Source organism: Schaalia turicensis ACS-279-V-Col4 (genome assembly GCF_000296505.1).
Classification (GTDB): Bacteria; Actinomycetota; Actinomycetes; order Actinomycetales; family Actinomycetaceae; genus Pauljensenia; species Pauljensenia turicensis_A.
In genome coordinates this window covers 257003-270862 of the sequence record NZ_JH815208.1, presented here as the reverse complement: position 1 = coordinate 270862, position 13860 = coordinate 257003, and the positions used below count along the sequence as shown (strand labels likewise).

General features: G+C 61.5%; 14 protein-coding genes and 1 pseudogene. 11 read left to right on the top strand and 4 right to left on the bottom strand.

Going from position 1 to position 13860, the window contains the following annotated elements:
• Positions 1-94: 94 nt before the first annotated feature.
• Positions 95-895, bottom strand: coding sequence for an HAD family hydrolase (locus HMPREF9241_RS01175; RefSeq protein ID WP_006680446.1), 801 nt, complete (start codon positions 893-895; stop codon positions 95-97).
• A 231-nt stretch (positions 896-1126) separates the two neighbouring features.
• On the opposite strand from HMPREF9241_RS01175, the gene HMPREF9241_RS01170 reads away from it, so the two are divergent.
• The 9 genes and pseudogenes from HMPREF9241_RS01170 to HMPREF9241_RS09570 all read left to right on the top strand — a co-directional run bounded on the left by HMPREF9241_RS01170 (position 1127) and on the right by HMPREF9241_RS09570 (position 8952).
• Entirely contained in the window at positions 1127-2164 is a 1038-nt protein-coding gene (locus HMPREF9241_RS01170; protein WP_006680445.1) for a CpaE-like family protein, read from the top strand.
• A 29-nt stretch (positions 2165-2193) separates the two neighbouring features.
• Positions 2194-3459, top strand: coding sequence for a TadA family conjugal transfer-associated ATPase (locus tag HMPREF9241_RS01165; protein ID WP_131367592.1), 1266 nt, complete (start codon positions 2194-2196; stop codon positions 3457-3459).
• Positions 3456-4700 (top strand): type II secretion system F family protein, encoded by a 1245-nt coding sequence (locus HMPREF9241_RS01160; protein ID WP_006680443.1) that lies wholly within the window; start codon positions 3456-3458, stop codon positions 4698-4700. The genes HMPREF9241_RS01165 and HMPREF9241_RS01160 overlap by 4 nt, the downstream gene beginning before the upstream one ends.
• 163 nt (positions 4701-4863) lie before the next feature.
• Entirely contained in the window at positions 4864-5109 is a 246-nt protein-coding gene (locus tag HMPREF9241_RS01155) for a DUF4244 domain-containing protein (RefSeq protein ID WP_006680442.1), read from the top strand.
• A 212-nt stretch (positions 5110-5321) separates the two neighbouring features.
• A complete protein-coding gene (locus tag HMPREF9241_RS01150; RefSeq protein WP_040318334.1) occupies positions 5322-5651 on the top strand; it encodes a hypothetical protein in 330 nt (109 codons plus the stop codon).
• 44 nt (positions 5652-5695) lie between these two features.
• On the top strand, positions 5696-6055 hold the full coding sequence (locus HMPREF9241_RS01145; protein WP_006680440.1) for an Rv3654c family TadE-like protein: 360 nt from the start codon (positions 5696-5698) through the stop codon (positions 6053-6055).
• Positions 6056-6536: 481 nt separating this feature from the next.
• A pseudogene (locus HMPREF9241_RS08930) lies at positions 6537-7653 on the top strand (IS1249 family transposase).
• A gap of 17 nt (positions 7654-7670) precedes the next feature.
• Positions 7671-8615: an MBL fold metallo-hydrolase gene (locus tag HMPREF9241_RS01130; RefSeq protein WP_006680436.1), complete on the top strand. Its 945-nt coding sequence runs from the start codon at positions 7671-7673 to the stop codon at positions 8613-8615.
• 82 nt (positions 8616-8697) lie between these two features.
• Positions 8698-8952, top strand: coding sequence for an MBL fold metallo-hydrolase RNA specificity domain-containing protein (locus HMPREF9241_RS09570; RefSeq protein WP_243440763.1), 255 nt, complete (start codon positions 8698-8700; stop codon positions 8950-8952).
• Positions 8953-9074: 122 nt separating this feature from the next.
• On the opposite strand, the gene HMPREF9241_RS01125 is transcribed toward HMPREF9241_RS09570, so the two are convergent.
• Both HMPREF9241_RS01125 and HMPREF9241_RS01120 read right to left on the bottom strand, forming a co-directional pair.
• Positions 9075-10475: a GntP family permease gene (locus HMPREF9241_RS01125; protein ID WP_006680434.1), complete on the bottom strand. Its 1401-nt coding sequence runs from the start codon at positions 10473-10475 to the stop codon at positions 9075-9077.
• A gap of 42 nt (positions 10476-10517) precedes the next feature.
• Positions 10518-11060 carry a gluconokinase gene (locus tag HMPREF9241_RS01120; RefSeq protein WP_006680433.1) on the bottom strand — a complete coding sequence of 181 codons (543 nt, stop codon included), beginning with the start codon at positions 11058-11060 and terminating at the stop codon, positions 10518-10520.
• A 141-nt stretch (positions 11061-11201) separates the two neighbouring features.
• On the opposite strand from HMPREF9241_RS01120, the gene HMPREF9241_RS01115 reads away from it, so the two are divergent.
• On the top strand, positions 11202-11915 hold the full coding sequence (locus tag HMPREF9241_RS01115) for a FadR/GntR family transcriptional regulator (protein ID WP_006680432.1): 714 nt from the start codon (positions 11202-11204) through the stop codon (positions 11913-11915).
• A 76-nt stretch (positions 11916-11991) separates the two neighbouring features.
• Entirely contained in the window at positions 11992-13458 is a 1467-nt protein-coding gene (gndA, locus tag HMPREF9241_RS01110) for an NADP-dependent phosphogluconate dehydrogenase (protein ID WP_006680431.1), read from the top strand.
• Between the two features lie 30 nt (positions 13459-13488).
• Here the strand turns inward: gndA and HMPREF9241_RS01105 are convergent.
• Positions 13489-13860: hypothetical protein (locus HMPREF9241_RS01105; RefSeq protein WP_006680430.1), on the bottom strand; the 372-nt coding region annotated here is incomplete at its 5' end.

Genomic DNA, 13860 nt, shown 5'->3' with positions numbered 1-13860 from the left:
TCGCAAGGCTCGTCAAGTACAAGCAGGTCCGACAGTAGGCGATTCAAAAGGCGACTTAGCCCAGAAACCCGCAGGTGACACGTTGCCCTAGTAGTTAGGCGCGCTTTGCTGTCACATACCCTACGGCTGCCGCGCCAATCGCCACACCCGCGCCGATCATGGCAAGCGTGCGACGCGACGGCGTGGGAATCGTTCGGTGCACAGCTGCGGTCGAAGTGAAACGCATGATCTCCCACCCGTTCTTCACGGCTGCCTCACGCAAGCCCTTGTCGGGGTTGACGGCGATCGGGTGGCCGACGGCAGACAGTAGAGGAATATCGGAAACAGAATCGGAGTACGCCCAGCATTCATCCATATTCCACCCGCGTTTGGCGGCAAGCTCTTTGCAGGCCGCCGCCTTGTTCGCCGCCTGGTTGTAGTGGAGCACGGTGCCCGTGTACTCACCGTCGTCATTCACTTCAGCGATCGAGCCGAGACAGGCATCAGCACCCAGCATCTTGCCAATCGGGCGAACGATTTCAATGACAGATGCGGACGCAACAACAACGGGTCGCATCTGGTCATGATGGAACTGGATTTCTTCGAGTGCCTGCGTGAAACACACCGGGTCAATCGCGTGGCTGATGGAGGATTCAACGGTCGCTTCAAGGAGGGAAGCATTCATGCCTTTGGCCAGGTCACCGATCGCTTCAGCCATCTTGTCCATCCGCTTTTCATCTGCGCCTTTGAGCAGGTAGGGAAGCTGGACGAGGACGGACATGGCGGCAGCTCGGCGCGACAGGAGGCCGGCGTCAACGAAGGAGCTCTGAAGAGCAATCGAGGACGACGTGGCAAGGATCGTCTTATCAAGATCAAAGAAGGCAGCTGAATTTCGCTGAAGCGGGGGTTGAATCATCACATGCTCCTTGCCATTCGAGGGTCAGCGGGACGGATTAGAGTCGGCACTGACGTATTTGGTGAAATTGCGGGGCTTGTGACCCCGCTTATCCACAGGTCGATTGGTATCAGATTAGTCTTCCACAATTTCACTACGCTCACGTGGAATCTGCCTGTTCGCAGTGCAAGAGTGCGTCCAACGAGTCGGGTCTTTTCAGTGGGGCTCGGCGGGTGTGTTGGAGGAAACTCGATGGGTAAACGCAATACTTTCATCCGGGGTGCTCGGCGTGGGCTGGGCAGATTCGGGACGGTGAAGCCAGAGTATGCGCCCTGCACTGCGCGTCTGATTCTCGACGGTCTTACCCGCAACGATGAGCGCTTCGTGCGTCGCATGATTGCGCGCGAGCACGTGGACATCCAGGTGGGTGATGCGCACTCGTGGCTCGAGGACGCAGACGAACGAGGCCGGACACCTTACTCTTCGCCTCTTCTTGTTATTGCCGGACCGTACGCGATTGGCAGACTGGGAAGCACCCGCATCGAAGTAGGAGCTCACGGCCAATTCCGCCTTCCTGAAGACGAGGACCTTCTTCGCGCCATCCTTCGTGAACACGCTGGACAACCGCGCGAAGAAACGGAAGCTACAGCATTGTCTTCAACGCATCCATCCCGCCCATGTATCTGCGTTGCTGGGTGGAACGGAGGAGTCGGGACCAGCTCGATTGCGCACCAACTCGCGCATGAGCGCGGCCTCGTACTCATTGACGCAAGCGGACACGCACCAGCCCCATCGTGCGCAGACCTACCGGAGAGCCGTGGCGTGCGATGGGCGGATCTGGCGTACGGGGAAGTAGCGTATTCACCCGAACTTGCGCGCACCCTGCCCATCGTTCAACGCGTCAGCGTGTTAACGGGGGATGGGCTTGGGGTCGCTACGCCACTGGACTCTCGCTTAGGCGCGGTCATTTCAAGTCTGAACGAAGCCGGACACGGGTGCGTAGTTGACTGTGGACGGTGGGACGAGAGGTCGGCCGCCTGCGTGGGTGCACATGCGAGCGCACTCGTATTGATCGGACGAGCAGACCGCCAGGGCGCCACCCAGTGCGCGTGCTCGTTGACGTTGTGGCCACTTCAGTCTTGCCTGCCCTGCGTATTGCTGACTACGACGGGGAATAGTGGGAATATCCGCGCGCTGACTAACGCCCCGGTCTTGACGCTCAAGCGAGCACTACAGGCGCACTGTCGTCGCCTGTTCTGCGAGCTTGGAATCGGTGAGGGTGCGCTCTGATGTTCTTCACGCCCCACGCACCCAAAAGCATGCCTCGTCAGAAAGCTCAGAATCCGCCCGAAGACGGATGGCGACTGAGCCGTCAAGAAATTGAAGAGCGAACACTGCGGCACCTGGCAACACACGGTGACCTCGAAAAAGCCGTCGCAGAAAGCGCTCGCCCCGGCGCGGGCGTCGACGAAATGCGACACCTTCAAGAAAGAATCCGAACTCTCGCGCAGGGAACCGGGCCGGAAGTCGCCCGCCTACTGGCAATCAACGGAGTCACCGACGTGCTCATTAACTCCACTCACGCGTGGATCGACCGCGGTTTTGGGTTGGAAGAACGCGAGTTTTCACATTCAACGGACGCCCAAACGCGCGCCCTCGCTGTACACATGGCGGCCGCCTGCGGGAAACGCCTTGACGATGCCAGTCCCATCGTTGACGGAACACTCGAAGGAGGAATCCGACTCCACGCTGTCCTTCCCGCCCCCAGCGCATCCGGGACACTCATCTCGCTGAGAACCCCGCGCGCTCGCGGGATGGGACTGAGTGAAATGGAGGAGTGCGGGTCGGTTGCTCCCGTTGTGGCTCAGGTGCTTCGCGCATTGTGTGCTTGTCGTGCCAACGTTCTGATTTCCGGGGCAACCGGCAGCGGAAAAACGACGCTTCTTTCAGCCCTGCTGTCGCTTGTCCCTCACGACGAGCGAATCGTGTGTATCGAAGAAATTCCGGAACTCCACCCGGATCACGCTCACGCTGTATCCCTTGTCGAACGGCACCCGAATGTGCAGGGCAAGGGTGGGATCAGTCTGTCGGAGCTCGTGCGAGCAGCCATGCGAATGAGGCCCGACCGTCTGATTCTTGGTGAATGTCGTGGTCCGGAAGTTCGCGATGTCATGCTCGCGTTCAACACTGGGCACGACGGCGGATGGGCCACCCTGCACGCAAACTCTGCCGAGGATGTTCCCGCCCGATTACATGCGCTGGGAGGCCTTGCGGGACTCAGTGATTCCGCGGTCATTAACCAATCGGTCGCAGCGTTTGATGCGGTTATTCATATGCGTCGCAGTGCCATAAAACCCCAGGTTTCTCAGCCGTCTGACGAAGCAGAGCCGCACACTGATGCGTCTTACGCGGAACAGGCTCAGCTACCCGGGCGATGGGTCGGGCAAATCGGCATATTGAAACGTCAGGGCGGTGAGCTTGAGTGTGAGCTTGCGCTTGAGGTGAGCCAAGACGGGACAGCCCATTTCGGTAGCGCTTGGACTGACATACAGCGCCTGTGCGGGCTGGACGGCGGTGCGCCATGATGAGCCTTGTTGGCTGCTGCGTCGCAGTCGCTACTTGGATTCTTCTTGAGTATGCCCAGGTCAGACATGAAAAGAAGCTGGTGAAAGCGTGGGGTAAAACAGTCGGAATCAAGGAGTCATCGCACGATCGTGACAATGCTGGACGCTCCAGCGTCTCTTCTGTGCCGGGTAGTTCGGCTCGGCGCCACCGAACCCCTCCGTGGCGTTCGCCGTTCACACAGTTAGATGGCGCGCGCCTTGCCCTTCTTGTCGCGGACGTGGCCGGCAGATTGCGTGGCGGTGCGCCGACCGGTGCTGCTTGGGAGACTTCGTGGAAACGGTTCATTCCCGATGTGGCGTTCGGTGGAATTGACGAAGTAGGGACGCCCCTGGTCTTGACAGACATCATCGGCTTGAAAAGCATTGGGCACCGTATTCCCCGTTCTCTGAAGGAAGCGAGTCTTGAAAGGTGGATACGTTCCGTTCAGGGTAGAGGGGTTATTCATGCCTCAAAGGCGCTGGATTCAGCCTGCCGTTTAAGCGGAGCAACGGGCGCTCCGCTGGCGCATATCCTCGATGCGGTTGCCGATGGTTTAGAAGATGCGGAGGCTGTGGAAGAAGCTCGCCGGATCGCATCAGAAGGCTCCCGCATGTCAACACGAATCCTTCTGGCAATGCCACTGATGGGGGTGATAGTAGCGCAAGCGTTGGGCGCTGAGCCCTTGAAACAGTTTGTTTCGGGCGGAATCGGAACTGTTCTGGCAATTGTGGGGCTCACGTGCATGGTCGGCGCCTACTTTCTGAGCCACTACCTGATGGGAAGGGCTCGCGGTAAAGAAGAAACAATTGATCCTGCTCTTGCCTGCGATCTTGCGCGAGCTGTCCTTGAATCAGGTGCAGCAATCCCCAGCGTGATCGAATCGTTAGGTGAGGCGACCCGTGATGATCAGCTTGCCCGAATCGGGCGCGAGCTACGGCTCGGAGTGTCATGGGAACGAGCTTGGGAAGAGAGAGCCGCAGACCAGCTTGCGCTTGCTCTTCACTCGGCGTGGGTCGATGGGATCGCTCCAGACGACTTGCTGTCTCGCACTGCTCGCCAGATACGTGCTCGTCGTCTTGCAGAAGCGAGGACTCGCGCTGAAGCGCTCGGCGTGACGCTTGTTATCCCCCTTGGGTCCCTGCTGTTACCAGCCTTCTTGGCGCTCGGGTTAGGGCCGATCGTTGTTCATCTGATGGGCGACGGGATTATCGGACTTGGGTAAAGAAGCATGTTTTCGCCTCCGTCACCCTGAGTTATTCACAGGCCAATCTCTGGGCCAGAACTTATCCACACAATCGCTTTCGTCCGTTCGCAAAGTTCGAGCAGACATTTGACCATTGAACTCCCGGAGAACACTCGGGGTCATCGGACAAAAGGAGAACATCATGTTAGACACGCTCACGACAAAGACGATCGAGGGGCAACTGGCGGTGCATGACACCACGTCGGCGCTCGTCACGAAAGTCATGCCGAAGGGCAACCAGGACTCAGAAGAAGGCTCGACGACAGTCGAGTATGCAATCGGTGCGGTTGCCACTGCTGGATTGGCTGGACTCCTGATTGTCGTTTTGAAGTCCGGAGTCGTGAAAGGACTGCTTCAAAACATCATCACTCAGGCGCTGTCATTGTGAGTACTGACGTGGAAGTGGGGAGGGGTGTACACCCCTCCCCACGGGGAATCGAAAGGAAACCGCGTTGGCCGGGTCAGCGCCTGTGGAAACGAGGGCTCGAAAAGGTGCGATTCGCCTGGTGTGTGCGTGGAGATGCGCATTTCAGGCACTTCCGTGCTCGTGTAGCCGATGGGGCAAAACAGACACAGCGGAGTCGCGATGAAACAGGTTCAGTGACGGTCGAATTGGCAATTGGTTTTGTTGCCATCGCATTGATGCTGGCGCTGGTGCTCGGTGTTGCCTCCACAGTGTTGGCGCGTCAGAGCTTGTGCCATTCGGCAAGTGAAGCAGCGCGTGCCGCGATGATGGGAGTAGTGAATCCAACCCAAGTTGGAGCTACAGCATTAGGCTCTCTTGCCCAAAAAGGGGCAAGTGTTTCAGTTGTCGAAAACGGTGAGTGGGTTGAAGCTCGCGCCACGTATTCAAGGCATGCGATTTCGGGACTGACCATTGGTGACAACACATGCATGATCAGAGCCAAAAAGGACTCGTTGGTGCCATGAGAACGTGCACTACACCGCCTAATCGGCAACCTTGTAGACGAGCGATGGAAAAGGAAGAGGGCTCGGGCACGATCCTCGTTACCGCTATCTGTGCGCTGGTGTTGATCTGCCTGCTGGTCATTGTGTTCGCCGGTGCACTCTATTCGGCGAAAGCTCGTCTGAATGCGATCGCCGACCTTGGAGCGCTCGCGGGTGCGGATGCGTCGGCGACTGCGCAGTGGGAAGACGTGGGGTCCAGACCGTGTGAGCTGGCGGGCGACGTGGTGGCTCGTAATGATGCGGATCTCGAGAGTTGCGAAGTGGTCGAGTCGGATACCCGAATTGTTGTCAGACAGTCGGTTGTTGTCATGAATATTCCGGTGACGCTACGTTCCCGTGCGCGTGGTGGGCCTGTGAACGAGTGAGGTGAACGTGAGAACTGATGTTTGAAGGGAACAAAAACTCCCAGAGAACTTTAAGGAAGACTCAATGGTTTCTCAAGGAGAGCTCGTTACTGTTGTAGACATCAAGAGGAAAGCAGATGCGAAGAAAATGGACGCTTCGTAACTGACGGAAAGGGCGCTATTCGAAGACTTGACTGTGTTGATGGGATACCACGAGGGGCTAGGCCGTAAGGCCTAGCCCCTCGTGGTATCTAAGCTACGTTGTTTATGTGTGGTTGCACCAGTGAGTATCTGGTTGCCGATAGAGGCTGATGGTTTGGGTTATACGACAAAATGTGTGGCATTTTTGGTGACTTTTCGTTGTTTTGGTGCGGGAAAGTCTGTGTTGAAGTTGGTGTGGGGCAACTTGGAGGTTGGACAAAATGTGTGGCATTTTTGGTGACTTTTCGTTGTTTTGGAGCGGAAAAGTCGGGTTTTAAGTTGATGTGTTTGCTTGGGAGATATGAGAGCTCCCGTTTGCCCTGTGTGCGCCCAGTCAATGAATCGCAATGGAAGAACGTCTGCTGGACGAGTCAGGTGGAGGTGTCGGGGGTGTAATTCCTCGATGGTGCAACGTATCGACTCGGGAGCTAAAGACTTATCAGCGTTCCTTAACTGGCTGTTGTCAGGGACAACCCTCAAAGAGCTTCCCGGTGAGGGCAGATCCTTCCAGAGGCGTTGCCAGGCGTTGTGGAGCTATTGGGCCTTGCCACCCATCATTGACCAGGTCCATGACGTCATCTACGTTGATGGCATCCATCTAGGGCGCAAAGCTGTTGTTCTGATTGCCTGAAGCGATGAGTATGTGTTGGGCTGGTATGCGGCAAGAGCGGAGAAAGCAAGCGCGTGGGAAGCGTTAATGAGCCGTATCGCCCCGCCCTTGTTGGTGGTCACTGATGGGGGAAGCGGGTTTGAGAAGGCGCGCAAGAACATCTGGCCTACTACCGTGGTGCAGCGGTGCACCTTCCACGCTTTTGTCAATATCCGAAGTGCCACCACCACTCGCCCGCGACTACAGGCCAGTCAAGAGCTCTACGCTCTAGGTAAGAGCCTGATTCGGACGAAAACCGCGCCTGAGGCCTCAGAGTGGCTCGCAGCCTACATTGGGTGGGCTCAACGGTGGGAGGACTTCCTTGCCCAACGCACGCTCACTCCAGATGGGGGCTGGGTTCCCACGCATGCTCGGCTGGTAAGCCCGTCGCACTCTTAACCGTCTGATCAGCACGGGCACTTTGTTTGCTTTCCTTGACCCCAGTTGGGATCGGCCCATGCCTGCAATGACCAACCGCATTGAGGGGGCGACAAATGCCCCTCTTCGTCAGATGCTGCCCGATCACCGTGGTCTGAGCCTTACTAGGCGGATCAAAGCAATTTTCTGGTGGTGCTACATGCACACTGAGCACCCACTACCACCAGCTCAAATCCTCAAAACGATGCCAACAGATGCTGACATTGAAGCCGCCTATCAAACTATCCACCCCGCAGAGATCAAAACAACGAGCCTGCCCCAATGGGGAGACGCCATCACCTGGCAAGACCTCCACCACAACACCAGCCCATACACCAACCCCTGGGACTAAACGAACCAGGACCCCAAATGCCACACATTTTGTCGTATAACCCCGGACTTCCCGGTCCCCCCGCCTCGATCACCGACGTCCTGCTCACCCACGCGCATATGGACCACACCGGCTACCTGCCGCGCCTGGTGAAGAACGGATTCTCGGGGGCGATTTGGGGAACGGACACGACCCTCGCGCTGGCCGAGATCGTCCTGCGCGACTCGGCCCATCTTCAGGAGCGGGATGCGGAGTACACGAACGCGCACGGATTCTCACGTCACGAGAAGGCGCAGCCCCTGTACCGGATCGGCTACGTCAAACGCACCCTGCCGCTGTTCCGCTCGGTCGAGTTCGACCGTCCGCTCGAGCTCGGCGACGGCTTGGAGGCCCGATGGACGAGGGCGGGGCACATCCTCGGATCCGGGTCGATCCGACTCGCCACCCCGGAGGGATCCATCCTCTTCTCCGGCGACCTCGGGCGTTCGACGCACCCCGTGCTGCGCAGCCGTGAGATCCCCGAGGGCGCCGACCTCGTCCTCGTCGAGTCGACCTACGGCGACCGCGAGCACCCCGAGCCCGAGGGCCCTGCGCACGAAGCCTTCGCCGAGGCGATCCGGTCGGCCGTCGATGCGGGAGGATCGGTCCTCGTCCCGGCTTTCGCCGTGGACCGGACCGAAGTCGTCCTCCTGGCGCTCGACGAGATGAGCGCCGAGGGGCGGATCCCGCGGGTGCCCGTTTTCGTCGATTCCCCGATGGCGCTCGCATCACTGGAGATCTATCGGGCCCGTTCGCAGGCGGAGGAGCTGAGCGAGGGCGCACGGGGATTGCGCCTGCCCCACCTCGAGCTTCACGAATTGCGCAGCGTTGACGAATCGAAGAGCCTCAACGCCTTCTCCCGCCCATCGATCATCATTTCGGCCTCGGGGATGGCCACCGGCGGCCGCGTTTCTTCATCATCTGGCCCGGATGCTCCCCGATGAGCGCAACTGCGTCGTCCTCACGGGGTACCAAGCCGTCGGCACTCGTGGCCGTTCCCTGGCCGAGGGAGCCCCCTGCGTGAAGATGCTCGGCACCGAGGTCGCCGTGCACGCCCGGATCGTCAAGGATGAGGAGTTCTCCGTGCATGCGGACGCATCGGAGTTGATCGATTGGGTCGGGGCCCTGCGTCCTCGGCCCCGGAAGGTACTGACGGTCCACGGCGAGAAGGAGTCCGCCGAGGCCCTCGCAGTGCGCTTGGCGCAGGAGCTGACTCTCGAGGCGATGCCCGGGCGCGCGAATCACAGGATCGTTCTCGCGGAGTTCCTCTCCGCTGAATGAGGAGGCCGGGTCTGCGCCTGCTGAGGGTCGGCCTCGGACCCGGATGGGCCGGGGCCGCGGGGTTCAGATCCCTCGGCCCCGGCCTTCTGTCCTTCCGCGCGCATCCGCGCGGGGGCTCGCGATCAGAGGACCCCGAGGATCGCTCCGATGAGGAAGACCATGACGCCTGCGACGAACGAGAGGAGCGTCTCCATGAGCGACCACGTCTTGAGGGTCTCGCCGACCGTCATGCCGAAGTACTCCTTGACGAGCCAGAATCCCGCGTCGTTGACGTGCGAGAGGAACACGGAGCCGGCACCGATGGCGAGGACGAGGAGGCCGGCCTCGACCGGGGGCATGGCGCCTGCGAGGGGGGCCATGATACCTGCAGCCGTAATCGTCGCCACGGTCGCAGACCCAGTTGCCAGGCGAACAGCGACGGCGACGAGCCAGCCGGCGATGAGTGCCGGGACGGAGGCCTGTTCGATCCAGATTGCGATGACGTCGGCGATGCCGGAGTCGACGAGGGTCTGTTTGAAGCCGCCGCCGGCGCCCACGATGAGGAGGATCCCCGCGATCGGGCCGAGCGAGGCGCCGACGATCGTTGAGATCTCGTCGGCCTTACGGCCGGGCGCCACGCCGAAGGCGAGGATCGCGACGATCACGGTGATGAGGAGGGCGACGATCGGCTGGCCGAGGAACTCCGCGCAGGTGTAGAGCAGCGTCTCCTTGGCGGAGCCCATCAGAGTCTCCACGAGGGTGCGGCCGAGCATGAGGAGAACGGGGAGGAGGACGACGAAGATCGAGATGGCGAACGAGGGGCGCTTCTGCGGCTCGGTGATGGTCGATTCGCCGCCGAGAGGGGCCGGGGCCTCGATCGGAACCCACCGGGCCATGACGCGGGCGGCGATGGGCCCTGCGATGATGACGGTCGGGATGGCGAGGAGGAGGCCGAGGCCGAGTGTGATGCCGAGGTCGGCACCGAGGGCGTCGATCGCGATGAGCGGGCCGGGGTGAGGCGGTACGAGGCCGTGCAGGGCGGACAGGCCGGCGAGCGCGGGCACGCCCACGAGGATCAGCGGTTGCTCGGCCCTGCGTGCGACGAGCATGACCACCGGGATGAGCAGAACGATGCCGACTTCGAAGAAGAGGGGGATGCCGACGACGAAGGCGATGAGCGCCATCGCCCAGGGAAGTCGGGAGACGGGGGTCTTGTCGAGGATCGTGTCGACGATACGATCGGCGCCGCCGGATTCGATGAGGAGTTTGCCGATGATCGCGCCGAAGGCGATGAGGGTGCCGACGCCTCCGACGGTCGAGCCGAGGCCCGTCGAGAAGGATGTGAAGGTGTCGGTCAAGGGGATGCCTGCGACGAGGGCGAGGACGGCCGAGCCGAGCGTCAGGGCCAGGAAGGGGTGGACCTTCTTCCAGACGATTAGGACGATGATCGTCGTGATGCCTGCGAGGGCTGCGCCGACGAGCTGCAGTTCATTGTCGGAGTGCACGACTGCCTTGGCGGCTGCTCCGAGAAGGGGTGACATCATGAATTCCTCCATTGGAAAGTGATGATCCTGTGCGAATGGTGATCAGCGGGCGATGGCGACGCCCGCGCTCTCAAGTGCGTCGAGTACGGCGGCGAGGGTCTGTTCCGGGGTTTCGCGCGATTCGATGACGATGCCGTCCTCGTCGGGCTTGAGGGGCTCGAGGGTCGCGAACTGGGAGGGGAGGAGCTGCGGGGGCATGAAGTGCCCTTCACGCTGTTCCATGCGTTCGCGCAGGGCCTCCTGTTCTGCAACAAGGTGGACGAAGAGCACGCGACCCTTCGCTTCGGAAAGGAGATCGCGGTAGACGCGTTTGAGGGCCGAGCAGGTGACGATGGAGCAGCTCTGCTTGTCCACTTGCCCGCTCATCCAATCGCGCAGGCTCCTGAGCCAGGGCCAACGGTCTTCGTCGCTGAGGGGGGTGCCCGCAGACATCTTGACGATGTTCGCTTCGGGGTGGAAGTCGTCGGCTTCGGCGAGGGGCCACGATGTCAGAGCGGCCAGTGAAGCTGCGGCGGTCGTCTTTCCGCTGCCGGCAACGCCCATCACGACGAGGTGGGTCAGCGATGATTCGCGAGTGTCGTCCACGACTCCTCCTAAATATGACGTCTTCGTCCATATAGTACGTTTATAGTACCGAATACGTCATACATTTCAAGAAGGAGGAAAGTCCCATAGATCACAGACCTATAATGATTGGCGCAGAAGCCTCAACAAAAGGAGCTCAACGTGTCCCCCTCGCTCCACAGTGATGTTTTCGAGGCGCTCGGACGCAGGATCGCCGCAGGCGATCTACCGATCGGCGGCACGCTCACACTCGAATGGATCCAGACGGAGTTCGGGGTCTCACGCAGCATCGCCCGCGAGTGCGTGAAGTCGCTCGAATCCATGGGGCTCGTCGAATCCCGCAGACGCGCAGGGATCCTGATCCGCCCCGCGTCCGAGTGGGATGCGCTCTCACCGACCCTGATCCGCTGGCAGCTCGATGCCGATCCACGAGGGCCCAAACTCGGCGCCCTCAACGAGATGCGCGCCGCCATCGAACCGGTCGCAGCGGCTGCGGCCGCGCGCCGGGCCACCGAGAGCGAACGCACCCGGATCCTCGAACTCGCCGCACGATTGCGGGCCGAGGGCGCGAAGGACGACCTCACCGATTTTCTCGCCACCGACATCAAGCTTCATTCGGCAATCCTCGCCGCAAGCCACAACGACACCTTCTACGCGCTGAGGGAGCTCGTCGCCGAGGTCCTGGCCGGGCGCACGCGCCTCGGCCTCTACCCCGCCCACCCCGAGCCGATCGCCCTCGACCTCCACGACGAGGTCGCGCGCGCCATCGCCACCGGTTCCTCCGAAGCAGCCGAAGACGCGATGCGCGCCCTCGTCGCCGAAGTCCGCGAAGCCCTCCTCGAAAAAGGGCTGCGCGGGTTCCTCACCACGGACTGACCCCTCACCCCAGCATCGATGCCCCGGTGAGGAGTCCGCCGCCCGCGCATCGCGGCGGCGGACGGAAAGGCAAGACATGACCACCGCACCAAACCGCCTCCCCCGCGCCGACATCGGCGTTTACGGACTCGGCGTCATGGGGACGAGCCTCGCCCGCAACCTGGCCCATCACGGCCACGAGGTCGCCCTCTTCAACTACACGCCCGATCTCACGGAGCGCTTCGTCAACGACTACTCCCACGAGGGGCTCTTCCGTCCCGCTCGGGACATCGAAGGCTTCACTGCCTCCCTCAAGACCCCGAGGGTCGTTCTCGTGATGGTCCCCGCCGGCGCCGCGACGGAATCCGTCGTCAACCAGCTCAGATCCGTCCTCTCCCCCGGCGACATCATCATTGACGGGGGCAACGCCTTCTATCCCGACACGATCCGCCGCGAGAAAGCTTTACGGACTGAAGGGATCCACTTCGTCGGGATGGGGGTGTCCGGAGGGGAGGAGGGCGCCCTGGAGGGGCCTTCGCTCATGCCCGGAGGAGCCGACGAGTCCTACACGCGGATCGGCCCCCTCCTCGAAGACATCGCCGCCCAAGTCGACGGCCGCCCCTGCTGCGCCCACGTCGGCCCCGACGGAGCCGGGCACTTCGTCAAGATGGTGCACAACGGCATCGAATACGCCGACATGCAGGTGATCGCCGAGGCATACGATCTCCTCCGTCGTATCGGAGGCCTCAGCATCGATGAGATCGCCGAAGTCTTCCGAAGCTGGAGGCGTACCGAACTCGACTCCTACCTCATCGACATCACCGCCGAGGTCTTGGATCAGGTCGATTCGAGGACCGGCCGGCCCCTCATCGACGTCATCGTCGATCAAGCCGGTCAGAAGGGCACCGGCGTCTGGTCCTCGCAAACCGCGCTCGACCACGGCGTCCCGGTGCCAGCGATCGCCGAAGCGACCTTCGCCCGCTCCGCCTCCTCGGCGATCGCCCAGCGCACCGCCCTTCGCAATGCGGACATCACCCCGGGAACCGCCGAACGGACTCCCGCCAGCCGTGCGGCCTTTGTCGAATCCGTGCGCATGGCCCTGTACGGCGCCAAGATCGCCGCCTACGCTCAGGGCTTCCATGAGATCGCAACGGCCTCCGAACTCAACGGCTGGAACATCAACCTCGCACAGATCGCGAGGATCTGGCGGGGAGGCTGCATCATTCGCGCCCACTTCCTCGACGACATCGCCTCCGCATACGAGGACGAACCCGCCTTGCCCTCTCTGCTCACCGCTCCCGCATTCGCCTCGGCGCTTGAGAAGGCACTCCCCGCATGGCGCAGGCTCGCCGCCGACGCGATTCTCGCGGGCGTGCCCGCCCCCGTGTTCGCCTCAGGTCTGGCCTACATCGATTCGTTGAGGTCCGAGCGCCTTCCGGCTGCCCTCATTCAGGGGCAGCGCGATTTCTTCGGCGCGCACGGCTACCGGCGCATCGACGACCCCGGCACGACCCACCACGTCCTGTGGGCTGAAGAAAGGCGCCCCGAAGTCCGTCAAAAGTGACCCCCTCGGCGCCCGGGCGGGGCGCTCCCCTTATTCGAACGGAACGCTCCGCCCTCGCACCACCTGTGCGAGGTGCGCGCAGGGGACATCGACGACCTCCTGCACCGCGTGAAGGAACTCGGCGTGGGCAAGACGCGCCTCGTCCTCGTCCTCAGCGGTGAAGCGCAAGGTGACGCGCGCCTGTCCGGCCTCGATCCCGATGTCGAAGGATTCCAGACGCCGCACCCGCCGCGCCGCGGTCTCGACTTCCTGCGGAGCGCGGCCGGGATGGAGCGTCGAGACCGTGAGGCTCGTCCGGAAAGAGGGCATGGGGGAAGCGGGTTTGAGAAGGCGCGCAAGAACATCTGGCCTACTACCGTGGTGCAGCGGTGCACCTTCCACGCTTTTGTCAATATCCGAAGT